The organism is Streptomyces sp. NPDC001980 (genome assembly GCF_040296885.1).
GTDB lineage: Bacteria > Actinomycetota > Actinomycetes > Streptomycetales > Streptomycetaceae > Streptomyces.
Map to the genome: position 1 here is coordinate 240,689 of NZ_JBEOYD010000008.1, position 25,189 is coordinate 265,877.

The following is a 25,189-nucleotide window of genomic DNA, read 5'->3' on the forward strand; positions in this document are numbered from 1 at the left end:
GCCCGAGGCGGGGCTCACCGGCCCTTGCGCAGGAAGCTCCGCAACCGCCGTTCCGGCCAAGTGTTGATCACGTCGTCCGCGGTGAGCCAGCCGCGCTGGGCGGTGCCGATGCCGTAGCGCATGTTGGCGAGGTGCGGGACGGCGTGGGCGTCGCTGTTCACGGCGAACTTCACGCCGTGCCGGCGGGCCCGCAGGATGTCCTCGTCGCGCAGGTCGAGGCGGTGCGGGTGGGCGTTGATCTCCAGGGCCGTGCCGGTGCGGGCGCATGCCTCGAAGACCGCGTCGAGGTCGGCGTCGATGCCGGGCCGCTTGCCGATGAGGCGGGTGGTGGGGTGGCCGATGACGTTGACGTACGGGTTCTCGCAGGCCCGGACGAGCCGCCGGGTCAGGGCCTCGCGGCTCTGCCTGAAGTGCGAGTGCACGGAAGCCACGCACAGGTCGAACCCGGCGAGGAAGTCGTGGGGCCAGTCCACCTCGCCCTCGGGGCCGATGTTGAGCTCGGTGCCGTGCAGCAGCCGCAGCCCGCCGCGCCGGCCCTTGGTGGGGTACGTGCCGTCCAGCTCGCGCACCCGTTCCCGCTGGGCCAGCATCCGCTCGTCGGTCATGCGCTGCATGGCCAGGTCGGGCGCGTGGTCGGTGATGGCGTAGTAGGCATACCCGCGCCGGGCGGCCGCCTCGGCCATCTCCTCCAGCGGGGCGAGCCCGTCGGTGAGGTCGGTGTGGGTGTGCAGGTCACCGCGCAGGTCGGCCTCGGTGACCAGCTCGGGCAGCTCGTCGCGCAGTCCGGCCTCGATCTCCCCGCGGTCCTCGCGCAGCGGCGGCGGGATCCAGGGCAGGCCGAGGCGCGCGTACACCTCCTCCTCGGTCCCGGAGACGACCTTCCCGCCGCTCTCGACGTCGAAGAGGCCGTACTCGGAGAGCTTGAGCTTCTGGTGCACCGCGATCTCGCGGGTGCGGATGTTGTGGGCCTTCGAGCCGGTGAAGTACTGCAGCGCGGCGCCCCACGAGTCCGGCGGCACGACCCGCAGGTCGACGTTGAGGCCCTTGCCGGTGCGCACGGACGTCTTGGTCCCGCCCTGGCCGATGACCTCGGTGACGTACGGCAGCCCGGTGAACGCCCGCATGAGCGGCGCGGAGTCCGTCGCCGCGGCGAGGATGTCGATGTCGCCGATGGTCTCGCGCATCCGGCGCAGCGACCCGGCGTACGTGCACCGCCTGCAGCCGGGCACGGCGGAGAGCGCGCCCACGATGTCCTCGGCCAGTTCCATGGCCACGTCGATCTGCACCCGCCCGCCGGAGGACCGGAGCAGTTCGATGCCGTGCAGGATGTTCTCCTCGGTCTTCGGCCCGAAGCCCTTGAGGTCGCGCAGCCGTTCGTCGCGGATGGCGGCGGCGAGTTCGTCGACCGACGAGACGCCCAGTTCCTCGTAGACCGCCATGGCCTTCTTCGGGCCGAGGGTGGGGACGGCCGTCAGCCGCCGGACCCCGTCCGGGATCTTCGCCCGCAGCTCCTCGACGGCGGCCACCGTGCCGCTGTCGAAGTACTCGCGGATCTTCTGGGCGATCGACTTCCCGACGTTCGGGATCTCCTGCAACCCCTTGAGGCCGAGCGTGGCGACGTCGGCGTGGTGACCGCCGACGGACCGGGCGGCCTTCTCGTAGACCCGCGTCTTGAACGCGTCTCCGCCGGTGATCGAGATCAGGTCCGCGTACTCCTGGAGGAGTGCGGCCACCTCGTCGTTGGACCGAGCCATGCCTTCAGGGTAGGGCGCGGGTTTTGCGCGGGCGCTCTTGACAGCTCTCCCCGGTCACAGGCAGTCTTCCATTAAGCAGAAATCAACTTCCACATTGTGGAAATAAGACAGTGGAAGGGAGCGCCCACCCCCATGGGATTTGCAGAGCAGCGCTTCACCGTCAACCTGTCGATCCTCTTCACGGAACTCCCGCTCCTGGAGCGCCCCGCAGCCGCCGCCGCGGCCGGCTTCACCGCGGTCGAGCTGTGGTGGCCCTGGGTCGACTCCCCCACCCCCGAGCGGTCGGAACTCGACGCGCTGCGCCAAGCGATCACGGCCGCGGGCGTCCGGCTGACCGGCCTGAACTTCTACGCCGGACAACTGCCCGGCCCCGACCGGGGTGCCCTGTCGGTCCCGGGCGAGGAGTCGACGAGGTTCCGCGCCAACATCGACGTGGCGGCCGGTTTCGCCCGCACCCTGGGCTGCCGGTCACTCAACGCCCTGTACGGAAACCGCGTGGACGGCGTGGACCCGGCCGAACAGGACGCGCTGGCCCTGGAGAACCTGGTCCGCGCCGCGGAGGCGGCCGACCGCAACGGGGCGGTCCTGCTGGTCGAGGCGCTCAACGAGCCGGAGTCGCCGCGGTATCCGCTGGTGTCGGCGCCGGCCGCGGTCGCGGTCGTCGACAAGGTGAACGAGACCTCGGGACTCGGCAACGCCCGCTTCCTGATGGACCTCTACCACCTGTCGATGAACGGCGAGGACCTGCCGTCGGTGATCGAGCGGTACGCCTCGAAGACCGGCCACGTCCAGATCGCCGACAACCCGGGCCGCGGCGCCCCTGGCACGGGCTCGCTCCCCCTCGAAGACCTCCTCGGCCGGCTGCGGAAGGCCGGTTACGACGGCTGGGTGGGCCTGGAGTACAAGCCGGGCGACCGCCCGAGCCCCGAAGCCTTCGAGTGGCTCCCGCGCGAAGCGCGCTGAACTCCCCGACTTTGCAGAGCAGGCAGAGAGGCACCCCCTATGAGCAGCACACTCCCCAAGATCGCCTGGATAGGCCTCGGCATCATGGGCTCCCCGATGTCCGAGAACCTGATCAAGGCGGGTTACGACGTCACCGGCTTCACACTGGAGCAGGACAAGCTGGACCGGCTGGCCGCCGCCGGCGGCACCGCGGCCGCCTCGATCGCCGAGGCGGTGCGGGACGCGGACGTGGTCATCACCATGGTCCCCGCGTCGCCGCAGGTCGAGGCCATCGCGTACGGCCCGGACGGCATCCTGGAGAACGCACGGTCCGGCGCGCTCCTCGTCGACATGTCGTCCATCACCCCGCAGACCTCCGTCGACCTGGCGAAGGCGGCGCGGGTCAAGGGCATCCGGGTGCTCGACGCGCCCGTGTCCGGCGGTGAGGCCGGTGCCGTCGAGGCCGTGCTCTCCATCATGGCCGGCGGCGAGCAGGCCGACTTCGACGCCGCGAAGCCGATCTTCGAGGCGCTGGGCCGGACCATCGTGCTGTGCGGTCCGCACGGCTCCGGCCAGACCGTGAAGGCCGCCAACCAGCTGATCGTCGCCGTGAACATCCAGGCGTGCGCCGAGGCCGTGGTCTTCCTGGAGAAGTCCGGCGTGGACCTGGCGGCCGCGCTGGATGTGCTGAACGGCGGCCTGGCCGGCTCGACCGTGCTGACGCGGAAGAAGGACAACTTCCTGCACCGCGACTTCAAGCCGGGCTTCCGGATCGACCTGCACCACAAGGACATGGGCATCGTCACGGACGCGGCCCGCACCGTCGGCGCCGCCCTGCCCGTCGGCGCCGTGGTGGCCCAACTGGTCGCGTCCCTGCGTGCGCAGGGCGACGGCGGCCTCGACCACTCGGCGCTGCTGCGCGCGGTGGAGCGCCTGTCCGGCGCGCAGGTCTGAGCCGGACCACCCGACTTCCGGGCGGTGCCGGCGCTGACACCTGTCCTGTCGCGCCCAGGCGCCGGCACCGCCCGGAAACCACTTCAACAAACTGTTGACGCCCTGGTCGACCCGATCCTAGGCTCCCAGAAGGCTCCACGAAGCGGAAACGGATTTCCGCTGACACCCGCACGGAAGGCCCACGATGTCGAAGCGCGTGCTCACCACCGAGTCCGGCGCCCCGGTCGCCGACAACCAGAACTCCGCCTCCGCCGGCATCGGCGGCCCGCTCCTGCTCCAGGACCAGCACCTCCTGGAGAAGCTCGCGCGCTTCAACCGCGAGCGGATCCCGGAGCGCGTGGTGCACGCCCGCGGCAGCGGCGCGTACGGCCACTTCGAGGTGACCGACGACGTCACCGGGTTCACCCACGCCGACTTCCTGCGCGCGGTCGGCCGGCGCACCGAGGTCTTCCTGCGCTTCTCGACGGTCGCCGACTCCCTCGGCGGCGCCGACGCCGTCCGCGACCCACGCGGCTTCGCCGTCAAGTTCTATACGGAGGAGGGCAATTACGACCTCGTCGGGAACAACACCCCGGTGTTCTTCATCAAGGACCCGCTCAAGTTCCCGGACTTCATCCACTCGCAGAAGCGAGACCCTCCCCCACTGCCCGAAAGGCGTGGGAGGTGCCCCCATTCGGGCCGTCAGGAGCCGGACAACGTCTGGGACTTCTGGGCCCACGCCCCCGAAGCCACGCACCAGGTGACCTGGCTGATGGGCGACCGGGGCATCCCGGCGTCGTACCGCCACATGAACGGCTACGGCTCGCACACCTACCAGTGGACGAACGCCGAGGGCGAGGCCTTCTTCGTCAAGTACCACTTCAGGACCAACCAGGGCGTCCGCTCCCTGAGCGGCGAGCAGGCCGCCGAACTGGCGGGCAAGGACCCGAACTCGCACCAGACGGACCTGCTCCAGGCCATCGAGCGGGGCGTGCACCCGTCCTGGACCCTGTACGTGCAGATCATGCCGGCGGCGGAGGCGGCCGACTACCGCTTCAACCCCTTCGACCTGACGAAGGTGTGGCCGCACCGGGACCACCCGCTCCGGCGGGTGGGCCGCCTGGTCCTCGACCGCAACCCGGACAACGTGTTCGCCGAGGTCGAGCAGGCGGCGTTCTCCCCGAACAACTTCGTGCCGGGCATCGGCCCCTCCCCCGACAAGATGCTCCAGGGCCGCCTGTTCGCCTACGCGGACGCGCACCGCTACCGCCTGGGCGTCAACCACACCCTGCTGGCCGTCAACGCCCCGAAGGCGACGACCTCGCGGAACTACGGCCGGGACGGCTTCATGGCCGCCAACGCCCAGGGCCGGCACGCCAAGAACTACGAGCCGAACTCCTACGACGGCCCGGTGGAGACCGGCCGCCCCCTGTCGGCACCCCTCGCCGTGACCGGCCACACGGGCACCCACGAGGCCCCGCTCCACACCAAGGACGACGACTTCTCCCAGGCGGGCGAGCTGTACCGCCTGATGTCCGCGGAGGAGCAGCGGCGACTGGTGGCGAACATCGCCGGCAGCCTCTCGCAGGTCACCCGCGACGACGTGATCGAGAAGAACCTGGCCCACTTCCACGCCGCCGACCCGGAGTACGGCAGGCGCGTGGCGGAGGCGGTCCGCGCCCTGCGCGAGGACTGACCCCACAGGCGGCCCGCGGCGGCCGACCGGCCCGGATGAGGGGTGACCGGTCGGTGTCGGCGCGCGGGCGGGGCGAGGACCGCGGCGGCGTGCGAGCCAGTGCGGTGGTGAAGGATCCGGGCGCTCTTCCCGACCAGAGGGAAGGACGCCCCCGGCTCCGTCGCACCCGCCGCGGTCCCAGCCACACCCCCTTGAGCCCCGTCCGGCGGCGCGAACGTCCTGTCGCGCCCAGCCTCGCGCCGTCGGACGGCCACAGCCGAGGAGAACCCCACGGACTCCCCGAGCGCCGGATGCGGAACCGCCCGCGTCCGGCGCTTCGGCGTGCGCTTCCGGCCGTGCCGCAGGAGCCTTGTGGCATGACTGCACATCCACCGACGGAGTTCCCGCACATCGTCGTGCACGCCCCGGCCCTGGACGGCTCCCGGCGGGTCACCGAGGGCGACGTGACCCTGGGGATCGCCTCCCACCTCGACGACGTGGTCGAGATCCTGCGGATGGCCGACCTGGACCGGATCGAGGTCGAGGAGAGCGACCTCATCGAGTGGCAGGGCGGCGGCCCGGACGACTGGCCCGGGCTGACCGAACATCCCGAAAGCTGAGGTACCGGGAGGAACGCACCGGCCCATCCTCAAATAAAGCTCTGAACTCTGTTCAGGATGCTTCAACCGCCCCAGTCAGGGGGCATATTCACGTCACACGGTGCCCGCCGGCACGGGGGCGGCGGGCACCGAGTCACCCACCACGCGAAGCGGGCGGCCCATCCCTTGGATGGGCCGCCCGCTCTCGTCCGCGCCGGCTCAGACCTTCAGCGTCCTGATGGACGTGGGCGCGTGGCCGGGCTCGGTGGCGATCTCCTCGAACTCGACGACGTTCGAGATGTCGTTGGTGGTCGACATGGAGATGTTGGTGACGCGCTCCAGGATCGCCTCCACGACGACCGGCACCCGGTGCTCGGCGGCCAGTTTCTTGGCCTGTTCGAAGGCCGCGCCCAGCTCCGCCGGGTCCGTCACCCGGATCGCCTTGCACCCCAGGCCCTCGGCGACCTTGACGTGGTCGACTCCGTAGACGCCCAGCTCGGGCGAGTTGATGTTCTCGAACTCCAGCTTGACCTGGAAGTCGATGTCGAACGCCCGCTGCGCCTGCCGGATCAGGCCCAGGTAGGAGTTGTTGACCAGGACGTGGACGTACGGGATCTTGTGCTGCGCGCCGACCGCGAGTTCCTCCAGCATGAACTGGAAGTCGTAGTCGCCGGAGAGGGCGACCACGGACGCCTCCGGGTCGGCCTTGGCCACGCCCAGCGCGGCCGGGATCGTCCAGCCGAGCGGGCCCGCCTGGCCGCAGTTGATCCAGTGCCGGGGCCGGAAGACGTGCAGCATCTGGGCGCCGGCGATCTGCGAGAGGCCGATCGTGGAGACGTACCGGGTCTCCGGGCCGAAGGCCTTGTTCATCTCCTCGTAGACGCGCTGCGGCTTGATCGGGATGTCGTCGAAGTGGGTACGGCGCTGGAGGGTCGCCTTCTTCTCCTGCGCCGACGCCGCCCACCGCGAGCGGTCGGGGAGGCCGCCCGACGCCTTCAACTCCCCTGCCACCTGGACGAAGAGCTCCAGGGCGGCCTTCGCGTCGGACGCGATGCCGTAGTCGGGGGCGAAGATCCGGCCGATCTGGGTGGGCTCGATGTCCACGTGGACGAAGGTGCGGCCGGCCGTGTAGACGTCCAGCTTGCCGGTGTGGCGGTTGGCCCAGCGGTTGCCGATGCCGAGGACGAAGTCGGACTCCAGGAAGGTCGCGTTGCCGTAGCGGTGCGAGGTCTGCAGGCCCACCATGCCGGCGTTCAGCTCGTGGTCGTCGGGGATCACGCCCCATCCCATCAGCGTCGGGACGACCGGAGTGCCCGTCAACTCGGCGAACTCGACGAGGAGTTCGGCGGCGTCCGCGTTGATGACACCGCCGCCCGCGACGATCAGCGGACGCTCCGCGGCGTTCAGCATCCCGATCGCCTTCTCGATCTGGGCGCGGGTGGCGGCCGGCTTGTAGACCGGGAGGGGCTCGTACGTCTCCGGGTCGAACTCGATCTCGGTGAGCTGCACGTCGATCGGCAGGTCGATCAGGACCGGACCCGGACGGCCGGAGCGCATCAGGTGGAAGGCCTGCTGGAAGACGCCCGGAACCTGCGCCGCCTCCAGCACGGTGACCGCCATCTTCGTGACGGGCTTGGCGATCGAGGCGATGTCGACGGCCTGGAAGTCCTCCTTGTGGATCACCGCGGTCGGGGCCTGGCCGGTGATGCAGAGGATCGGGACGGAGTCACCGGTGGCCGAGTACAGGCCGGTGATCATGTCGGTGCCGGCCGGGCCGGAGGTGCCGATGCAGACGCCGATGTTGCCGGGGTGCGTACGGGTGTAGCCCTCGGCCATGTGCGAGGCGCCCTCGACATGGCGGGCGAGGGTGTGGTGGATGCCGCCGGAGGCCTTGAGCGCCGCATAGAAGGGGTTGATCGCCGCGCCGGGCACACCGAACGCATCGGTGACGCCCTCGCGCTTGAGGATCTCAACTGCCGCGCGGGCAGCGGTCATACGAGCCATCGAGAACTCCTGCTTTCGGCTGTCGGATGCCTGCTCCCGTCGCGCCCCGCGGTGAGCATTGCCTCAAGTTTTCCGCATTACGGAAAATAACTTCTACTATCTGAAATCAATGTAGGTGCGGTGACGAACGTCGTCAAGGGACGGACAACCGGGCCCCGGCGGGAGCACCATGGGACGGCTGAACCGACGCGACGCCTGAGGTGGGGCCATGTCCGAGAGCGTGCCGGTGCGCTGTCCGGCCTGTCGGCGCGAGCACGTCTACACCGCGCCGTCGTACCCGTGCGCCTGCGGCGCGCCGGTCACCCCGAGCCTCGACGGCACGGCCGGGCCGACGCCGGTGGCGCACCGCGCCTGGGACGCGGACTGGGTGACGGTGAGCTGCGGCTCCTGCGGCCGCCGGGACCAGTGGCCGCAGCCGGAGCTGGGCTGCCCGTGCGGGGCGGTGCTGCGGATCGCGGTCGCCGGGGCGGTGTCCGCGCCGCCGCCGGACCCCGAGCCCCGGCCCGCCTTCCACCCCGTGACGATCCGCACCGCCCGGGACGCGGTCACCGCGGCCGCGCTCTATCTGCGCTGGCTCGGCTACCGGGACATACGGCGGGCCGACCAGCGGCCACCGTCCGGCATTGGGCTGGCCGCCCGGGGGCTGGTGGCCCAGGTGGACCCGACCGTACAGCCGGCCTCACTGCGGGACGTGGAGTGCCTGTGGCTGACGGCGATGACGGAGGATTCGGGGTGCGTGTACTTCTCCCTTGCGGGGTACGCCGAGGAGGCGCGTGAGCGGGCCGACGCGTTGGGGGTGCCGTTGTTTGTTCTGGACCTGACGGGGACGCCTCAGCCGGTCAACAGTCCTGCGGATGAGTTGCATGCCGCAGGTGAGTGACCTGACTGCGGGCCGGTGGGGGCTGGTCGCGCCCACGCGGCGGAGCCGCATATCGAATACAGCCCCGCGCCCCTGACGGGCGCTGCTGCTTACCGGGCGCTGTAAGTCTCCCTCAGTTCGATCTTGCGGACCTTGCCCGAGACCGTCATGGGAAAGGTCTCCAGGATCTGGATGCGGCTCGGCACCTTGTAGTGGGCCAGGCGGCCCTCGCAGAAGGCGCGGAGTTCGTCCAGGGTCGGCGGGGCGGCGGGGTCGTGCGGGATGACGCAGGCCAGGACCTCCTCGCCGTACCTCTCGTGCGGCACCCCGACCACCTGGACGTCCCGGATCTTGGGGTGGGCGTAGAGGAACTCCTCGATCTCGCGCGGGTAGATGTTCTCGCCGCCCCGGATGATCATGTCCTTGATGCGGCCGACGATCTCGACATACCCGTCCTCGCGCATCATCGCCAGGTCGCCGGTGTGCATCCAGCGCCCGGGGTCGACGGCCTCCGCCGTCTTCTCGGGCTCGTTCCAGTAGCCGAGCATCACGCTGTAGCCCCGGGTGCACAACTCGCCCGCCGTGCCGCGCGGTTGGGTGACCCCGGTGGCCGGGTCGACGACCTTGACCTCCAGGTGCGGCAGCACCCGGCCGACCGTGCCGGTGCGGTGTTCCAGGTCGTCCTCGATCCGGGTCTGGAGCGACACCGGGGACGTCTCCGTCATGCCGTAGCAGATGGAGACCTCCGCCATGTGCATCTCGGCGACCACCCGCTTCATCACCTCGACCGGGCAGGGCGAGCCCGCCATGATGCCGGTGCGCAGGGAGGACAGGTCGTAGGACGCGAAGTCGGGGAGGTTCAGCTCCGCGATGAACATGGTCGGGACGCCGTAGAGCGAGGTGCAGCGCTCCTGCTGGACCGCCTCCAGGGTGGCCTTCGGGTCGAAGGACGGGGCCGGGATCACCATGCAGGCGCCGTGCGAGGTGGCGGCCAGGTTGCCCATCACCATGCCGAAGCAGTGGTAGAAGGGCACCGGGATACAGATCCGGTCCTGCTCGGTGTAGGCGATGGACTCACCCACGAAGTAGCCGTTGTTGAGGATGTTGTGGTGGGAGAGGGTGGCGCCCTTCGGGAAGCCGGTGGTGCCCGAGGTGTACTGGATGTTGATGGGGTCGTCGCAGGACAACTCGGCCGTACGGATGGCCAGTTCGCTGCTCCGGTCGGCCGTCCCGCGGGCGGTCAGCGCCTCCCAGCTCGGGTCCCCGATGTAGACCGTCTCCCGCAACTCGGGGCACCTGCCCCGCACTTCCTCCACCATCGCCCGGTAGTCGCTGGTCCGGTGGCTGAGCGAGGCGAACAGCAGGGAGATCCCCGCCTGGTTGAGGACGTACTCGACCTCGTGGGTGCGGTAGGCCGGGTTGATGTTGACCATGATCGCGCCGATCCGGGCGGTGGCGTACTGCACCAGCACCCACTCGGCGCAGTTGACCGCCCAGATGCCCACCCGGTCGCCCTTGGCGACCCCGCTCGCGAGCAGCGCGCAGGCCAACCGGTCGACGTCGGCGGCGAATTCGGCGTAGGTCCAGCGCCTGCCGGCCGGTACGTCCACCAGCGCCTCGCGGTCCGGCCAGGCCGCGACCGCCCGGTCCAGGTCGGCCCCGATGGTGTCGCCGAGCAGCGTGGTGCCGCTCGTGCCGTGTGTGTACGACGAACTCACCGGAAGTCCTCCTCGCGGTACTCGTCGGCCGAGCCGGCGGCCGTGGCCTCGCGCAGCTCGATCCGGCGGATCTTCCCGGACACGGTCTTCGGCAGCGGGGCGAACTCCAGCCGGCGGACCCGCTTGTAGGGCGCCAGGACCTGCCGCGAGTGCTCGAAGAGCACCTTCGCGGTGTCCGGGCCCGGCTCCCAGCCCGCCGCAAGCACGATGTACGCCTTCGGCACGGCGAGCCGCAGCTCGTCCGGCGCGGGCACGACGGCCGCCTCGGCCACCGCCTCGTGCTCCAGGAGCGCGCTCTCCAGCTCGAACGGGCTGATCTTGTAGTCGGACGCCTTGAACACGTCGTCCGCGCGGCCGACGTAGGTGATGTAGCCGTCCTCGTCCCGGGAGCCGATGTCCCCGGTGCGGTAGTAGCCGCCGGCCATCGCCTCCGCCGTACGGTCGGCGTCCCCGTGGTAGCCCGTCATCAGGCCTACCGGCCGCGCCGACAGGTCGAGCGCGATCTCGCCCTCCACCACACCGGGAGCGCCGCTGACCGGGTCCAGGAGCTCCACCCGGTACCCCGGGCTGGGGCGGCCCATCGACCCGGTCTTCAGGGGCTGTCCGGGGCTGTTGGAGACCTGCACGGCCGTCTCGGTCTGCCCGAACCCGTCCCGGATGGTGACGTGCCAGGCCCGCCGCACCTGCTCGATCACCTCGGGGTTGAGCGGCTCGCCCGCCGCGACGACCTCGCGGGGCGGGGTCGCCAGCTGGCTCAGATCCGCCTGGATGAGCATGCGCCACACCGTCGGCGGGGCGCAGAAGGACGTCACCCCGTGCCGGTCCATCTCGGCCATCAGCCGGCCCGCGTCGAAGCGGCTGTAGTTGTGGATGAAGACCGTGGCCTCCGCGTTCCACGGCGCGAAGAGGTTCGACCAGGCGTGCTTGGCCCAGCCCGGCGAGGAGATGTTCAGGTGCACGTCACCGGGCTTGAGGCCGATCCAGTACATGGTGGCCAGGTGCCCGATGGGGTACGAGGTGTGGGTGTGCTCGACCAGCTTGGGGCGGGCGGTGGTGCCCGAGGTGAAGTAGAGCATCAGCGGGTCGTCGGCAAGGGTGGGGCCGTCGGGCACGAAGTCGGCCGAGGCGGTGTACGCGTCCTCGTACGGCTCCCAGGGCCCCGCCTCCGACGGCGGCAGCCCGCCGACCGCGATCCGGGTGTAGGCCCCCGGCACCTCGGTGAACTTGGCGGCGTCCTCAGCCCGCACGAGCACGTGCTTCACCCGGCCCCGGTCGACCCGGTCGCGCAGGTCGGCCGGGCCGAGCAGCGGGGTGGCCGGGATGACCACGGCCCGCAGTTTCATCGCGGCCAGCGCGGTCTCCCACAGCTCGGCCTGGTTGCCGAGCATGACGAGGATGCGGTCCTCCGGCTCGACGCCCCGCGCCCGCAGGTGGTTCGCGACCCGGTCGGAGCGCTCGGACAGCTCGGCGAAGGACAGCTTCGTCTCCGAGCCGTCCTCCTCGACGATGTGCAGGGCGGTGCGGTCGTTGCCCTCGGCGATGACGTCGAACCAGTCCAGCGCCCAGTTGAAGTGATCCGGACGCGGCCACTGGAAGCCCTCGTAGGCGGTGGCGTAGTCCGCACGGTTTTCCAGCAGGAAGTCCCGTGCCCCGCGGAAGTCCTCCGTCGCACTCGTCATACGCGTCTCCTTCAGTACCGGACCATTGCCGGGCGGCTCTCTGGCATCGTGTAATCCGTGATGCAGGTCTCACTACCCCCGAACGGGGGTGTGGACAGCACGAGGCCGGGGTCGAAGGGGCAGGACAGGTGGCAGCAGAGGTCACGGGGGCGGTGGAGATACGTGGTGCGCTGTCCAGACTCCGGCGCACCACCGGGCTTCCGATCGCCTTCGGCGGGCTGGTCGAGCCGGGCCGGACCCTGGTCCGGATCAGCGAGCTGACCGGCACCAACACGGCGTCGCTGCGCTCGCTCGCGGTCACCTCCGGGAACGGCCTGGGCGGCAAGGCGGTCGCCCTGGCCCGCCCGTGCGCGGTCGTCGACTACTCGGCCTCCCGGCAGATCAGCCACGAGTACGACATCCCGGTGGCGGCCGAGGGCCTCCGCTCGGTGCTCGCGGTACCGGTGGTGGTGCGGCGCCGGGTGCGGGGCGTGCTGTACGGCGCGCTGCGCACCGCCCAGCCGCTGGGCGACCGCACGCTGGGCGCGGCGGTGGCGGCGGCCCGGGACGTGGAGCAGGCGCTGGTCGTCCAGGACGAGGCCAAGGGGCTGCTGGCGGCGGCGCGGCCGGAACCGGCCGTCGTACCGGATCCGGGGGCCGCCTGGGAGCAGGTGCGGGAGGCGCATGCCGCGCTGCGGGCCCTGGCGCCGCGGATCACCGATCCGGAGCTGCGCGCCGAACTGCTGGCCGCCTGCGGGCTGCTGACGGCGCCGGTGCCGGAAACCGTGGCGGTACTGGCGCCCAGGGAACTGGACGTGCTGGCATGGGTGGCGGCCGGGGCGACCAACGCGGCGGTGGCCGAGCGGCTGGGGCTGCGGCCCGAGACGGTCAAGGGCTACCTGCGCTCGGCGATGCGGAAGCTGGGCGCGCACACCCGGGGGGAGGCGGTGTCGGCGGCTCGTCGGACGGGGGTGTTGCCATAGCCGGAGGGGACCCATTCCATTCATGCGGACGCGCAGTGAATTGCCATATGCGAAGCCCCTGTTATTTCCCTCACCACGCCGTTCGGCCGGATTTCAGGGTTCATTGCCTAGAATTTGGCCCGGACACGACACACGAGGGGAGCGGTGACCGTGCGACGGGACTTCCAGGAGCCTGCCAGATGCCGCCCCGACCTGGTCATCGGCCGGGCGGAGCTCTTCGCGGCGGCCCGGGAGCAACTCTCCTCGGGAGGCAGCGTCCTCCTGCACGGGCCCGCCGGAATAGGAAAATCGACCGTCCTGCGGGCGCTGGACGCGGAATACTCCGGCACCGCCCGCACCGTGTTGCGCTGCTCGGCAACCGAGTCCGAATCCCATCTTCCGTTCCTCGCCCTCGCCGACCTCTTCGGCCTGGTCCTCGACGACGTCTCCGCCCACCTGCCCGGCGCCCAGCGCACCGCCCTGGAGTCGGCGCTCACCGGCCGCGGCGAGTCCACCCTCCAGCGCGACGGCCTCGCCCTGCGCCTCGCGGTGCTGTCCACGCTGCGCGTGCTGGCCGCCGAGGGGCCCGTACTGATCGTCGCCGACGACCTCCAGTGGCTGGATCCGGCCAGCGCCGAACTCCTCGGCTTCGCCGCCCGCCGTCTCGGCGGCACCCCGGTCCAACTGCTCAGCGCGGTCCGCACGGAGGGCCAGGAGTACGACCGTCACCTACGCGCGTCGCCCCCGGACACCGTCGCCGTCCGGCTCGGCGCGCTCAACCGCAAGCAGGTCTCCGAACTCCTCGACCACCGCGGCCACACCGGGCTGAGCCGGTCCACGGTCCGGGAGATCCACCGCACCAGCGGCGGCAACCCGCTCTTCGCCCTCGAACTCGGCCGCGCCCTCGCCGAGAACCCGACCCCGCCCCGCCCCGGCGAGCCGCTGCCGGTGCCGACCTCGCTGCGCGCCCTGGTGCTCAGCCGCCTCGACATGCTCTCCGTCGAGGCCCGCCGCACCCTGCTGGTGGCCAGCGCCGGCGCCCGCCCCACCCAGGCCCTGCTGCACGCGGCCGGCCGGGAGAACGCCGAGGCCGAGTGCGCCCAGGCGGCCGAACTCGGGCTGCTGGCCACCGAGCCGGAGGGGCCCGCCGTACGCTTCGCGCATCCCCTCATCTCCGCCGCGCTGTACGCCGAGGCGCCCGCGCAGGAGCGCCGGGCCGCGCACGCGGCGCTGTCCACGGCCGCCTCCGACCCGATCGAACGGGCCCGGCACCTGGCCCTGGCCACCACCGGCACCGACCCGGAGGTCGCCGACCGGCTCGCCGAGGCCGCGACCGAGGCCCGGGACCGGGGGGCGCCCTCGGTGGCCGCGCAGATCGGCCTGCTCGCCGCCCGGCACACCCCAGGCGACCACACGCCCACCGCGGACGAGCGCCGGCTGCAGGCGGCCGAGGACGCGACCAGCGCGGGCGAGATCGACCTCGCCCAGGACATCGCCCGCGAGGTGCTCACCCACGCCACCCGTCCGGCGGACCGGGTGCGCGCCTGGATCCTGGTGATCGACTCCGCCGGCCACACCATGACCGAGGTCGACGCGGCCTTCCCGCACGCCCTCGCCGACGCCGGCGACGACCCGCGGCTGCTCGGCAAGGTCCACTACCAGCTGGCCTGGCGGGCGCTGATCGTGGGCGGCGACTTCACCGAGGCCCGGCAGGCGGCGGCACACTCCGCCGACCTCGCGGCCGAGGGCGGCGACCGGCGCACCGAACTCCTCGCACTGTCCCTCCAGGCCCAGGTCGAGACCCTGATGGGGCATCCGGCGGCGCCCGCCACCATCAAGCGCGCCCTGAAGGAGCCCCAGGACCCGAACGTGGCCTGCCACCACAACGGGGCGGGCAGCGCCAGGTTCCGCTGGCTGGTGATGGGCGACCAGCTGGCCGAGGCACGGGCCACCGTCACCGCGCTGCTGCGCGAGGTCCGCCGGCGCGGGCAGGTGGAGAGCGAGGTGCACTTCCTGCGCGGCCTCGCCGAGACCGAGCTGCGCGCCGGGCACTGCGGCCGGGCCCTCGACCTGGCCCGGGAGGGCCTGCACCTCGCCCACGACTCCGGGATCGGCGAGACCGCCTCCGCGATGCTCACCTCGCTGGCCGAGGCGTCCGGCGGCGACGTGGACCGGGGCCTGGCGCTGGCCCGGGAGGCGGTGGAGCACGCCGAGCAGGACGGCGACACAATGTACCTGTCCCGGGCCCTGGGCGCCCTCGGATACGCCCAGTTGGTGGCCGGCGACCCGGCGGGCACGGTCCGCTCGCTGCGCCGGGTGCGGGAGCTGGAGCAGAGCCTCGGCATCACCGACCCGGCCCGCGGCCGCTGGCAGGGCGACCTCGCCGAGGCACTCGTCCGGGTGGGTGAACCCGCCGAGGCCCAGGACGTCATCGACGTCACCCGGGAGCACGCGCTCAGACTCGGCCGGGAGAGTGTCCTGGCCGCGCTCGACCGGGCCGAGGCGCTGGTCCGGGCCGCGCACGGGGAACGCGACGCGGCCGTCACCCTGCTGACCTCGGCTCAGGACCGGTTCGCCAAACTGGGCTACGGCCTGGAGGAGGCGCGGGCCGCGTTCGCGCTCGCCGCGCTGCGCGACAGGCGCTCGCGGACGGCCTTCGACGAGGCCACCCGGCTGTTCCGGCGGTGCCGGGCGCTGCCGTGGCTGCGGCAGGTGGACGAGGCCGTCTCGGCGCCGGAGCCGCCGGTCGAGCCGCCCGCCGCGCTCGACGCCCTGGACGGGCTGGCCGCGATGGAGCGTCAGGTCGCCGCGCTGGTCATGGAGGGCGCCACCAACCGGGAGATCGCCGCCCGGCTGTTCATCAGCGTCAAGACCGTCGAGGCCACGCTCACCCGGGTCTACCGCAAGCTGGGCATCCGATCGCGGGTGGACATAGTCCGTTTGGCCGCAGGGCGACGCGCGAAGTGAGAGCGCTCCCGGTTAACTGAGGCGGACCGAGGGTTTTCCCTCCCCCATCCCCCTAGGGGGTTCCCTCATTGGGAGGGTGGGGTTCCGGGTCCTAGCTTATGGATGTGCCGCTCGCCCGGGCATACGGGGGTCGGTCCCGCGACCCCCGTGCTGCACCCCCCACACCCGCGCGACCCCCACCGGCAACCCCCACTGAGGAGACTCATGTTCGGGCACCACCGCGCAAGAAAGTCCGCCGCAGTCCTGGTGGCCACCGCCGCCGCCGCGGCGTCCGCGCTGATCGCGTCCCCCACCGCGTCAGCCGCCCCCCAGCCGATCGTCGGCGGAACGACCACCACGACGACCGCGTACCCGTTCATGATGCAGATCACGGACGCGTCCGGCAGCCAGTTCTGCGGCGGCACCCTGGTGTCGGCCACCAAGGTGGTGACCGCCGCCCACTGTATGGAGGGCGAGTCCACGAGCAGCGTCCGCGTGGTCGGGGGCCGCACGTACCTCAACGGCACCAACGGCACGGTCAGCAAGGTCAGCAAGATCTGGATCAACCCGGACTACACGGACGCCACCAACGGCGACGACGTGGCCGTCCTGACGCTCTCGACGTCGATGTCGTACACCCCGGCGTCGTACGTCTCCTCCTCCCAGACGAGCGTGTACGCGGCCGGCACCACGGCCCGCATCCTCGGCTGGGGCACCACCTCGGAGAACGGCAGCTCCTCCAACCAGCTGCGGACCGCGACCGTCCCGATCGTGTCCGACTCCAGCTGCAAGAGCTCCTACGGTTCGGACTTCGTCCAGACCGACATGGTTTGCGCCGGATACACGTCCGGCGGCACAGACACCTGCCAGGGCGACAGCGGCGGTCCCCTGCTCATCGGGGGCGTCCTGGCAGGGATCACTTCCTGGGGAGAGGGGTGCGCGGAGGCCGGTTACCCGGGTGTCTACACCCGGCTGACCACCTTCTCGAACCTGGTGACCACGCAGGTCAACTCGTAACCAGAAGACCTCCCGAGTATCCCTCGGGTGAGTGACCAGGGGGCGTTGCGGGCTTCCACGAGCAGCCCGCAGCGCCCCCTATCCATGTCGCGGCCCGGCTACTTGTCGGCGGTGAGTGTGCCCGCCGCGCCCCAGCTGTCGGCCGGGACCTCGTGGATCCAGACCTGCACGGTCTCGGCGGGGATCTTGTACGCGTCGACGAACGCGTCGGTGACGCGCCGGACGAGCTCCCGCTTGAGTTCGGGGTCGCGGGGGCCCTGCTGCACGGTGACGATCGGCATCGCTGAACTCCTTCGTGTGGGTGTCCCGTTCGGAGGCCTGTCCGGGGTTCCGTTCGTGGTCCCGTTCGTGTCCTCGTTCGGTCCTGTTCGGTGGGTCCAGTCCAGCGCGTCGGACGTCCACGACCAAGAAGCAGATCCCGACCGCAGCGATCAGTGTTCGTGATCGTCGCAGGCCAGGAGCAGGGCGGCCAGGTGCGGGGAGGGGGTGACGGCGGGCACGGCGAGGCCCGTCGCGAGGGACAGGCCCGGCGCCCGGAACGGCACGAAGGCGACCCGGGGGCTGTGCAGCACGCGCGCGTGGGACGCGTACACGACCGTCCACAGGAGGCCGGCACCGATGCTGGCGAGGGTGTCCTGGAGGGAACCCGGTGACGGTCCGGGCAGCGGCTCGAAGCCGGCCTCGCGGCAGGCGCCGACGACCAGGTCGACGAGGGCCGGGTTGGTGCGGCGCTCGGTGAGCGCGAGAGGGAGGCCGGCCAGCTCTTCGACGCCGATCTCGGCGCGGTCGGCGAGGGGGTGGGCGGCGGGGAGCGCGGCCACCAGGGGGTCGGGCCACAGCGGATGGACCCGTATCCCGGGCACGGGCTCGACGGCCCGGACGAACGCGGCGTCCAGGCGGCCGCCGGCGACCCGGGCGAGGCGTTCCCCGACCGGCAGCGAGTACAGCTCGACGGGCACGTCCGGCGCGCGGCGCGCGAACGCGTCCAGCACCCGGTCCAGGTGCGCGCCCAGTCCCGTGCTGGTGCCGATCCGCAGCCCGGCCGGCGGGGCGACCGCGGCCCGGGCCCGCTCGGTCGCCGCCAGCACCGCCCGCGCCTCGGGCAGCAGCCGCTCCCCCGCGCCGGTGAGCCGGACCCGGCGCGGCGAGCGGTCGAACAGCTCGGCGCCCAGTTCCCGTTCCAGGCGCTGTATCTGCTGGCTGACGGCCGACTGCACGATGTGCAGGCGCTCGGCGGCCCGCCCGAAGTGCAGCTCCTCGGCCACGGCGACGAAGTAGCTGAGCTGCCGGAGTTCCATGGCACCGACTCTAGGGCTCTGCGTGGACGGGGCGGGGCGGGCTGGGTGTGATGGTGGCGGCGACGGGCCGGGCGGACTGGCCGCTCATGGCCCTGCCTGCGCCACGACGGTCCCGAACCGGATGTCGTACCGCCCGCCGGGGTGCAGGGTGGCCAGCATCCGCTCGCCCTCTTCCACGATCGCGGCCCGCTCGGCCGTCCCGCCGCTCGGTGGCCCGAAGGTCTCGATGACCAGGGCGTCCTCCGTCAGCTTCCACACACCCGCCAGGAATCCGTCGACGAGGAGGGTGCGGTGGGCCTGGTTGCCCCGCCAGGCACGGCCCCGGTGTGCGGGCGGGACGACACGGGTGCGGTCGGCATGGGAGAGGAGGAGGTTGTCGAACTCGGGGAGGAAGCGGGGCGGGGCCGGGGTTCCGGGGTCGGGGCGGGGCGCGTCGGGGAGGTCGAAGAGCTCGGCGCCGGTCTCGTCCCGGAAGGTGAGGAGGCGGGGCCGCAGCCGTTCGAAGGCCGCGCGGAGCCGGGTCAGTCCGGCCCAGGTCTGCATGTCCCTGACGGACGCCGGGCCGAAGGCGGCAAGGTAGCGCAGGACCGCGGTGTCCGTGGCAGCCGTGGCGTCGGGGGCGGGCGCCGGCTCGGCGGGGCGGCCGAGCCAGTGCTCGGCGGTGGTGAGGGCGACCTGCCCGGACCGCCCCCACAGTCCGCGCGGGGTGACCTGGACGAGGGGCAGCGTGCAGCGGGCGGCGACGGCGAGGGACTGCGGGTCGGCGTCCGGCCACTCGGCGCGCAGCGCCTCCCGCAACCCGGCCATGGTGCGCGGCTCGGCCTCGACCAGGTCCCGGGCGAGCGCGGCGAGCCGGTCCAGGTCGACACCGGCCAGTCCCTTGCGGAAGGCGGTCAGTTCCCGGCTCCGGGCGGGCTGGACCAGCGGGCGCAGGGTCAGCGCGTCGGCAGCGGTGTGGGTGTGGATGGTCGACCGCAGCGTGACGATCCGGACCACCTCCCGGTCGGCCATCGGCTCGGACAGCTGCTCGGGCGCGAAGCCGTCGAGGCGGGCGGCGAGGGCGTAGTACGGCGGCTTGACGTTCTGCGCCTGGAGCCCGACGAGATGCGCCACGGCTTCCTTCGCCGACCGCGGTGAGCGGCGCAGCAGGAGCTGACGGTCGAGGGTGGCGCGGTTGAGAGCACGGGTGCCGAGGACCGGGCCGGACGGCTGCTTCGTCATACCGGGCACGCTAACGCCGAACGCGGACAGATCCTGTCCGCATCTCTCACCGAATCCCGTCCTCGTTTCCCTCCGCCGGGCCCGTATGCCCCGTATATCCTGCGACGAGACTCACCGATCACGCGTGATCACTCGGACCACGCGGATCACACAGCTCACGCCGATACAGGCTCCACCGAGAGGCGGCCGCGATGTCCGAGCGACGCCCCAGCCCAGTCTCGAAGAACGCCCCGAATGGAAGGAACGGCCGGGGCACCAGAAGGTCCGTCTGGCGTCGCGCCCTGCCGCAGGAGCAGGACGACACGACCGAGCTGCCGGCGCCCGGGTCCACGCCGGGCGGGGAGTCCGCCGAGCCGCCGAGCATCGTGGAGGCGGCGCTGTACAGCGACGGAGTGCGGGTGTCGACACCGTCGACCCTCGCGGAGACGTACCGCGAACTGCGCGACACACCCTCGAGCATGGCGTGGATCGGCCTGGCCCGTCCCACCTCGGACGAACTCCTTTCCCTGGCCGCCGAGTTCGACCTGCACCCGCTCGCGGTCGAGGACGCGATGGAGGCACACCAGCGCCCGAAGCTGGAGCGGTACGGCGACACCCTCTTCGTCGTCCTGAGCGCCGCCCGCTATCTGGACACACCGGAGGAGGTCGACTTCGGCGAGCTGCACGTGTTCGTCGGCGCCGACTTCGTGATCACGGTCCGGCACGGCGCGGCTCCGGACCTCTCGGCGGTCCGCCGCCGTATGGAGGACTCCCCCGACCTCCTCAAACTCGGCGCGGAGGCCGTCCTCTACGCGATACTCGACGCGGTGGTCGACGGCTACGCCCCGGTCGTCGAGGGTGTCCAGAACGACATCGACGAGATCGAGACGGAAGTCTTCCGCGGCGACCCGTCCGTATCCCGCCGGATCTACGAACTTTCCCGCGAGATGGTCGAGTTCCAGCGCGCGACCCGCCCTCTCGTCGGCATGCTGCACGGCCTGATGGCCGGCTTCACCAAGTACGAGACCGACGAGGAACTCCAGCGCTACCTCCGCGACGTCGCCGACCACGTCACCCACATCAGCGAACGCGTGGACGGCTTCCGCCAGGCCCTCACGGAAATCCTCACGGTCAACGCGACCCTGGTCACCCAGCAACAGAACGCGGAGATGCGGGCGTTGGCGGAGGCGGGGTTCGAACAGAACGAGGAGATCAAGAAGATTTCTTCTTGGGCGGCCATTCTGTTCGCCCCGACACTGGTCGGAACGATCTACGGGATGAACTTCCGAGAGATGCCGGAGTTGCACTGGGCACTGGGATACCCCTTCGCGGTCGTCCTGATGGCAGTTGTGTGCACCAGCTTGTACCTCATCTTCAAGCGGAAGGACTGGCTCTGAGTAACCGGTCGACGAGGGCCTACACCAGGGCCTCGCGGGAGCCGAGGTAGTCGTCAGAAGGCCCACCCGAGGCCGCTGGGGAGAATCTGGGGAGAATGAGATGCGCTCCGCTTCGGCCGGTTCTCCCCGGCGCGGGCCAACGGTCTTGCTGAACCTTGAGGCATCAGCATCAACGGCGGATGCCGAACATCACGGAGGGTAACCGCACTTCCGGACCGGCCTCGAACTTGATGAAGTATTCGACTGAGCGGCATAAATCCCTGTCGGTGCCGCGCGGATGCCGTACGGTAGAGACACCGGCGCGGGGTGGAGCAGTTCGGTAGCTCGCTGGGCTCATAACCCAGAGGTCGCGTGGTTCAAATCCCGCCCCCGCTACCAACATCCGGCCCCCGGCGACATTTCGTCGCCGGGGGCCGGAGTCGTTCGGCACCAGGGCTCCAGCTCGTACGCCGTCGCCAGACGTATCCGGGTGTCTTCGCACGTCAACGGCGCCGGCGTTGACCAGCGCCAGGATGTCCCACCGGGCGGTAGGTAGCGAGGTCGGCGTCAGGAACGAGGGGCGGGCCTGCCGGTGAGTGTGCGCGGCAGCGAGGTGAAGCGAGAGATCACGGCTTCAGCGCCACGGCTCCCAGCTGGGGTACGACCGTGGGCTCTTCGCCGGGCTCCGGCCGCCACAGCGAGCAGGACACGAGCCCGGGCTCCAGGAGCGTGAGCCCGTCGAAGTACTGGGCGACCTCCTCGCTGCTGCGGGCGGTGACCGGCGGTTTGGCGTTGGCGTTCCAGAACTCCATCGCCTCAAGCTGGAGGTCGCCGCCGAGTTCGGGCTCCGTGGTGGGATGGGTCAGTACGAGGAAGCTGCCGGGGGACAGCGCCTCCACGAGCCGACGTGCGATGGCCCGCGCCTCGTCACCGTCAAGGACGAAGTTGAGGATGCCGAGCAGCATGAGTGCGGTGGGCTTGGTGAAGTCGAGTGTCTGTCCGGAGATGCGCAGAATGGTGTCCGGGTCGTGCACATCGGCGTCGATGTAGTCGGTGGCGCCTTCCGGGGCACTGGTCAGCAGGGCGCGGGCGTGCGCGAGCACGATGGGGTCATTGTCGACGTACACGATCCGCGACTCGGGGGCGATCCGCTGGGCGATCTCGTGGGTGTTCTCCAAGGCCGGCAGGCCGGTGCCGATGTCGAGGAACTGACGGATGCCGTGCTCCTCTGCCAGACAGCGTACGGCGCGGCCATGGAACTCCCGGTCGGTGCGCGCGATGTCGCGGATGACGGGGATCATTCCGGCAACGTGATCGCCTACCTGCTGGTCGACCTCGTAGTTGTCCTTGCCGCCCTGCCAGTAGTTCCACACGCGAGCGTTGTGCGCCGTCCCGGTGTCGAGTCGCTGCACTGCGGCGGTGGCGCTCTGGTTCTCGCTCACGTCTTCCTCTCCTCGCACGCCCAAGGGCCGCGTGAAATAGGGCACTTGCGGTCACGGCTGCGCTATGGCACATCGGTGGGCGTCATTCTGCCGTACACCGCCATCGTCGTGCCCTGGAACAGGTGGGGCGGAGGAGACTTGGGTCTACGGCGCTCTGCTCGCGGCTGTCGCCACTTGGGTCGGTCTGCCCCTGCCGGACGATGAGATCCACCAGGCGTCCTCGTGATCCGCTCCCGGCCGGCCAGCTGATGCGGAACTCGGCTCACCCTGGGGAAGGTCGTGCACCCTTCCGGGGGGCGCGGGCCCGCGAGCCAGTAGTCAACGGCGACCTGGGTACCGAAAGCTGAGCCGCCCGGCGGCGAACCCTCGTGACGTGGCCGGACTGGCTGGCCTAGATGATCTGGTCCAAGGGGTCAGTGAGCGTAGGCGATCAGTGAGCGTAGGACGGTTTGTCCGGTGGCGTCGTTGTGCCAGATCGCGGCGGTCAGCGCGAGGATGCGTTGCATGACGCGAGCTATGACACCTCCGGGTGTGCGCCCTCGGTGCCGTTCGAGGTCAAGCTGTCCCTTGAAGTGTCGCCGATGAGAGTCTGTCGGGGGCGCTCTCGCAGAAGCTCGCATTCGGCTGCCAGGAGGTCAAGGAGGGTCTCGCGTTCGTCGGCCTTGGCCCCGGTCAGGGCGAAGGCGATGGGCAGGCCCTGAAGGGTGCAGACCAGGTGCAGGCGCAGGCCCCAGAAGAAGCGGCTGTGGCTGGCGCAGCAGCCGTATTCGGCCCAAGCTGCCCGGTCGGAGCGTTTGACGGTCTCGCGGGAGCGGCCGCATTCCACCGGGGTGGAGTCCACGACCCATACGTCGTCGCTCCACACCGAGGTGGTGGTGGCCAGGATCCGGTTGACGCTTCGCATCAGACCGGCGGGCGCCACGGCGCCAGGTCGGGATGCTCCTTCAGCATGTCGTCGGTCGTCGCATAGGGTGCTGTCGCGAGGGTGTCCAGATCGTTCGTCACAAAACGATCTTGGGCACCCTCGTTCTCGTCTCCGCAGGCACCCCTTGGACCACACCACCAGGAGGAACCAGTGTCATACCCGCTACTGCTCACCCCCGAGGAGAAGCTCGCCGACGCGAAGAAGCTGTTGAGCCTCCCGCGTATCGTCGTGATCTGCGGCTCCACCCGCTTCATGACCGAGATGAACGAGGCCGATCTGCGGGAGACCAAAGCCGGAAAGATTGTCGTCAAACCGGGCTGTGACATGAAGTCGCCGCACGAACTTTGGTCCGATCCTGTCGAGGCCGAGGCGCTGAAGGTTCGACTCGACGATCTGCACCGGGCGAAGATCCGGCTCGCTGATGAGGTGCTCGTAGTCGGCGACTACATCGGAGACAGCACCCGAGCCGAAATCGCCTACGCCCGTTCGCTGGGCAAGCCCGTGCGGTTCACGCACCCCGAAGTCGACCCTGACGCCTGACCGCCCGCCGCCACCTCGACAACCAGGGCCGGCAGCCCGCCGCCCGACCGTCTCGCGGTGGCTTCGGCCGCCGCCCACCCCACACCCTCCGCAGGCATCCCTTGGTATTGATCATCTGAGTGCCTGACGTGCGGGCAGCCTTCGTCTGATCCTGTTGCTCCGTCACAGAGGCGCTTGACACCGCCCGGCCCTCCAACTGCAAGGGCTCCAAACCCTCCTGGGCTGATAACGACGGCTTCCGTCTCAACCCTCGACAGCAACCGCCTGTGATCATCGGACCCACCGGAGCAGCTTCTCTGGCACGCCCCACCGACCCCGCTCGGGGCCATTCCCTGGGGAGAATCTGGGGAGTATGAGCGGCACTGGCGAGCGCGCGGGGAGAATCGACTGCGTAACCGGGCACAAGCGTGAAAGGCCCGGAAAGACGAAGATCTCTTCTTGGGCGGCCATTCTGTTCGCCCCGACACTGGTCGGGACGATCTACGGCATGAACTTCAGAGAGATGCCGGAGTTGCACTGGGCACTGGGATACCCCTTCGCGGTCGTCCTGATGGCAGTTGTGTGCACCAGCTTGTACCTCATCTTCAAGCGGAAGGACTGGCTCTGAGCAGCCGGCCGACGAGTGTCCGCCCCGGCGCCGTACGGAAACCCGGCAGCCGGGGCGAAGGGCCCGCGATCAGGCGGCGCGTGCGGCGCGGCCGGCCGCCCACGTGGCGGCGGCATCCGCGACGCGGCGCCCCAGCGCCTCGGCGGTGGCAATGTCGCTGGCCGTCACTCCCTCGGTCCCCTGATCCGCGTTGGACTGAGCGGCGGCACCCAGGAAGAAGCCCAGCCTGTTGAGATCGTTCTCGCTCCCCTTGGACGAGTTCCAGCCCCCCGGCAGGCCGAGCGCGATCCAGTGCATACCGTGCTGCGACGCCAGCGTCGCGAAGTACTGGAGAGTCGACTGCTTGTCGCCCGCCTTGGAAGCCGAGTTGGTGAATCCGGCCGCCAGCTTGTCCTTCCAAGCCTGCCCGAACCAACGCTCGGAGCTGGCCTCCGCGAAGGCGTGGAAAGCGGTGGCAGCGGTTCCCATGTAGGTGGGGGATCCGAAGATGATCGCATCCGAGGCGTCCAGCTGCCTCCACTGGGCGTCGGTGATCTCACCGACGGCGATCAGGTTCACGACGGCGCCGGCCTCCTTGGCGCCACGCTGGACAGCCTCGGCAATGACGGCGGTGTGGCCGTAGCCGGAGTGATAGGCGATGGACACGATGGGCGAAGTCACGAGTAACTCCTACGCTTGAAAGTGAATGCTTCGAGATTCAACTTATTGGCGCCCTCGCAGGTGAACCGGGTAGG

General features: G+C 70.7%; 19 protein-coding genes, 1 tRNA gene and 2 pseudogenes. 12 read left to right on the forward strand and 10 right to left on the reverse strand.

Features of this window, described 5'->3' with window-relative positions:
• Positions 1 to 14 precede the first annotated feature (14 nt).
• A complete protein-coding gene (gene polX / locus ABT137_RS15190) occupies positions 15 to 1,754 on the reverse strand; it encodes a DNA polymerase/3'-5' exonuclease PolX (RefSeq protein WP_351708126.1) in 1,740 nt (579 codons plus the stop codon).
• A 132-nt stretch (positions 1,755 to 1,886) separates the two neighbouring features.
• Here polX and ABT137_RS15195 point away from each other — a divergent pair, with 132 nt between their 5' ends.
• The 4 genes from ABT137_RS15195 to ABT137_RS15210 all read left to right on the forward strand — a co-directional run bounded on the left by ABT137_RS15195 (position 1,887) and on the right by ABT137_RS15210 (position 5,924).
• On the forward strand, positions 1,887 to 2,717 hold the full coding sequence (locus tag ABT137_RS15195; protein WP_351708129.1) for a TIM barrel protein: 831 nt from the start codon (positions 1,887 to 1,889) through the stop codon (positions 2,715 to 2,717).
• Between the two features lie 39 nt (positions 2,718 to 2,756).
• Positions 2,757 to 3,650 (forward strand): 2-hydroxy-3-oxopropionate reductase, encoded by an 894-nt coding sequence (locus tag ABT137_RS15200; RefSeq protein ID WP_351708132.1) that lies wholly within the window; start codon positions 2,757 to 2,759, stop codon positions 3,648 to 3,650.
• Positions 3,651 to 3,834: 184 nt separating this feature from the next.
• The gene (locus ABT137_RS15205; RefSeq protein WP_351708135.1) at positions 3,835 to 5,325 is read left to right on the forward strand and encodes a catalase; all 1,491 of its coding nucleotides are present in this window, start codon (positions 3,835 to 3,837) and stop codon (positions 5,323 to 5,325) included.
• Between the two features lie 356 nt (positions 5,326 to 5,681).
• Positions 5,682 to 5,924, forward strand: coding sequence for a hypothetical protein (locus ABT137_RS15210; protein WP_351708138.1), 243 nt, complete (start codon positions 5,682 to 5,684; stop codon positions 5,922 to 5,924).
• A 198-nt stretch (positions 5,925 to 6,122) separates the two neighbouring features.
• Here ABT137_RS15210 and gcl read toward each other — a convergent pair whose 3' ends face one another.
• Positions 6,123 to 7,907: a glyoxylate carboligase gene (gcl, locus tag ABT137_RS15215; protein WP_351708141.1), complete on the reverse strand. Its 1,785-nt coding sequence runs from the start codon at positions 7,905 to 7,907 to the stop codon at positions 6,123 to 6,125.
• A 208-nt stretch (positions 7,908 to 8,115) separates the two neighbouring features.
• On the opposite strand from gcl, the gene ABT137_RS15220 reads away from it, so the two are divergent.
• A complete protein-coding gene (locus ABT137_RS15220) occupies positions 8,116 to 8,787 on the forward strand; it encodes a hypothetical protein (RefSeq protein WP_351708144.1) in 672 nt (223 codons plus the stop codon).
• Between the two features lie 89 nt (positions 8,788 to 8,876).
• On the opposite strand, the gene ABT137_RS15225 is transcribed toward ABT137_RS15220, so the two are convergent.
• Together ABT137_RS15225 and ABT137_RS15230 are read right to left on the reverse strand one after the other, a co-directional pair.
• The gene (locus ABT137_RS15225; RefSeq protein ID WP_351708147.1) at positions 8,877 to 10,484 is read right to left on the reverse strand and encodes an AMP-binding protein; all 1,608 of its coding nucleotides are present in this window, start codon (positions 10,482 to 10,484) and stop codon (positions 8,877 to 8,879) included.
• Positions 10,481 to 12,163, reverse strand: a complete 1,683-nt coding sequence (locus ABT137_RS15230; protein ID WP_351708150.1) for an AMP-binding protein — start codon at positions 12,161 to 12,163, stop codon at positions 10,481 to 10,483. The genes ABT137_RS15225 and ABT137_RS15230 overlap by 4 nt, the downstream gene beginning before the upstream one ends.
• A 128-nt stretch (positions 12,164 to 12,291) precedes the next feature.
• Here ABT137_RS15230 and ABT137_RS15235 point away from each other — a divergent pair, with 128 nt between their 5' ends.
• The 3 genes from ABT137_RS15235 (at position 12,292) to ABT137_RS15245 (ending at position 17,067) form a co-directional block, all read left to right on the forward strand.
• On the forward strand, positions 12,292 to 13,125 hold the full coding sequence (locus ABT137_RS15235) for a helix-turn-helix transcriptional regulator (protein WP_351708153.1): 834 nt from the start codon (positions 12,292 to 12,294) through the stop codon (positions 13,123 to 13,125).
• A 144-nt stretch (positions 13,126 to 13,269) separates the two neighbouring features.
• Positions 13,270 to 16,071, forward strand: a complete 2,802-nt coding sequence (locus tag ABT137_RS15240) for a helix-turn-helix transcriptional regulator (protein WP_351708156.1) — start codon at positions 13,270 to 13,272, stop codon at positions 16,069 to 16,071.
• 204 nt (positions 16,072 to 16,275) lie between these two features.
• Positions 16,276 to 17,067 carry a S1 family peptidase gene (locus ABT137_RS15245; protein ID WP_351708159.1) on the forward strand — a complete coding sequence of 264 codons (792 nt, stop codon included), beginning with the start codon at positions 16,276 to 16,278 and terminating at the stop codon, positions 17,065 to 17,067.
• Between the two features lie 98 nt (positions 17,068 to 17,165).
• On the opposite strand, the gene dmpI is transcribed toward ABT137_RS15245, so the two are convergent.
• The 3 genes from dmpI to ABT137_RS15260 all read right to left on the reverse strand — a co-directional run bounded on the left by dmpI (position 17,166) and on the right by ABT137_RS15260 (position 19,586).
• Entirely contained in the window at positions 17,166 to 17,495 is a 330-nt protein-coding gene (dmpI, locus tag ABT137_RS15250) for a 4-oxalocrotonate tautomerase DmpI (RefSeq protein WP_351708396.1), read from the reverse strand.
• A 3-nt stretch (positions 17,496 to 17,498) separates the two neighbouring features.
• Entirely contained in the window at positions 17,499 to 18,365 is an 867-nt protein-coding gene (locus ABT137_RS15255) for a LysR family transcriptional regulator (protein ID WP_351708162.1), read from the reverse strand.
• 84 nt (positions 18,366 to 18,449) lie between these two features.
• Positions 18,450 to 19,586, reverse strand: a complete 1,137-nt coding sequence (locus tag ABT137_RS15260; protein WP_351708165.1) for a winged helix DNA-binding domain-containing protein — start codon at positions 19,584 to 19,586, stop codon at positions 18,450 to 18,452.
• Positions 19,587 to 19,777: 191 nt separating this feature from the next.
• Here ABT137_RS15260 and ABT137_RS15265 point away from each other — a divergent pair, with 191 nt between their 5' ends.
• Together ABT137_RS15265 and ABT137_RS15270 are read left to right on the forward strand one after the other, a co-directional pair.
• Complete coding sequence (locus tag ABT137_RS15265; protein WP_351708168.1) at positions 19,778 to 20,962, forward strand: magnesium and cobalt transport protein CorA; 1,185 nt, start codon at positions 19,778 to 19,780, stop codon at positions 20,960 to 20,962.
• A 300-nt stretch (positions 20,963 to 21,262) separates the two neighbouring features.
• Positions 21,263 to 21,340, forward strand: a tRNA-Met gene (locus ABT137_RS15270).
• Between the two features lie 227 nt (positions 21,341 to 21,567).
• On the opposite strand, the gene ABT137_RS15275 is transcribed toward ABT137_RS15270, so the two are convergent.
• Complete coding sequence (locus ABT137_RS15275; protein WP_351708171.1) at positions 21,568 to 22,383, reverse strand: SAM-dependent methyltransferase; 816 nt, start codon at positions 22,381 to 22,383, stop codon at positions 21,568 to 21,570.
• Positions 22,384 to 22,796: 413 nt separating this feature from the next.
• Positions 22,797 to 23,388, reverse strand: a pseudogene (locus ABT137_RS15280) (transposase).
• A 70-nt stretch (positions 23,389 to 23,458) separates the two neighbouring features.
• Here ABT137_RS15280 and ABT137_RS15285 point away from each other — a divergent pair.
• On the forward strand, positions 23,459 to 23,848 hold the full coding sequence (locus ABT137_RS15285; RefSeq protein ID WP_351708174.1) for a hypothetical protein: 390 nt from the start codon (positions 23,459 to 23,461) through the stop codon (positions 23,846 to 23,848).
• A gap of 427 nt (positions 23,849 to 24,275) precedes the next feature.
• Positions 24,276 to 24,455, forward strand: a pseudogene (locus tag ABT137_RS15290) (CorA family divalent cation transporter); the annotation flags it as partial.
• A gap of 69 nt (positions 24,456 to 24,524) precedes the next feature.
• Here the strand turns inward: ABT137_RS15290 and ABT137_RS15295 are convergent.
• Positions 24,525 to 25,115 (reverse strand): flavodoxin family protein, encoded by a 591-nt coding sequence (locus ABT137_RS15295; RefSeq protein ID WP_351708177.1) that lies wholly within the window; start codon positions 25,113 to 25,115, stop codon positions 24,525 to 24,527.
• Positions 25,116 to 25,189: the final 74 nt, after the last annotated feature.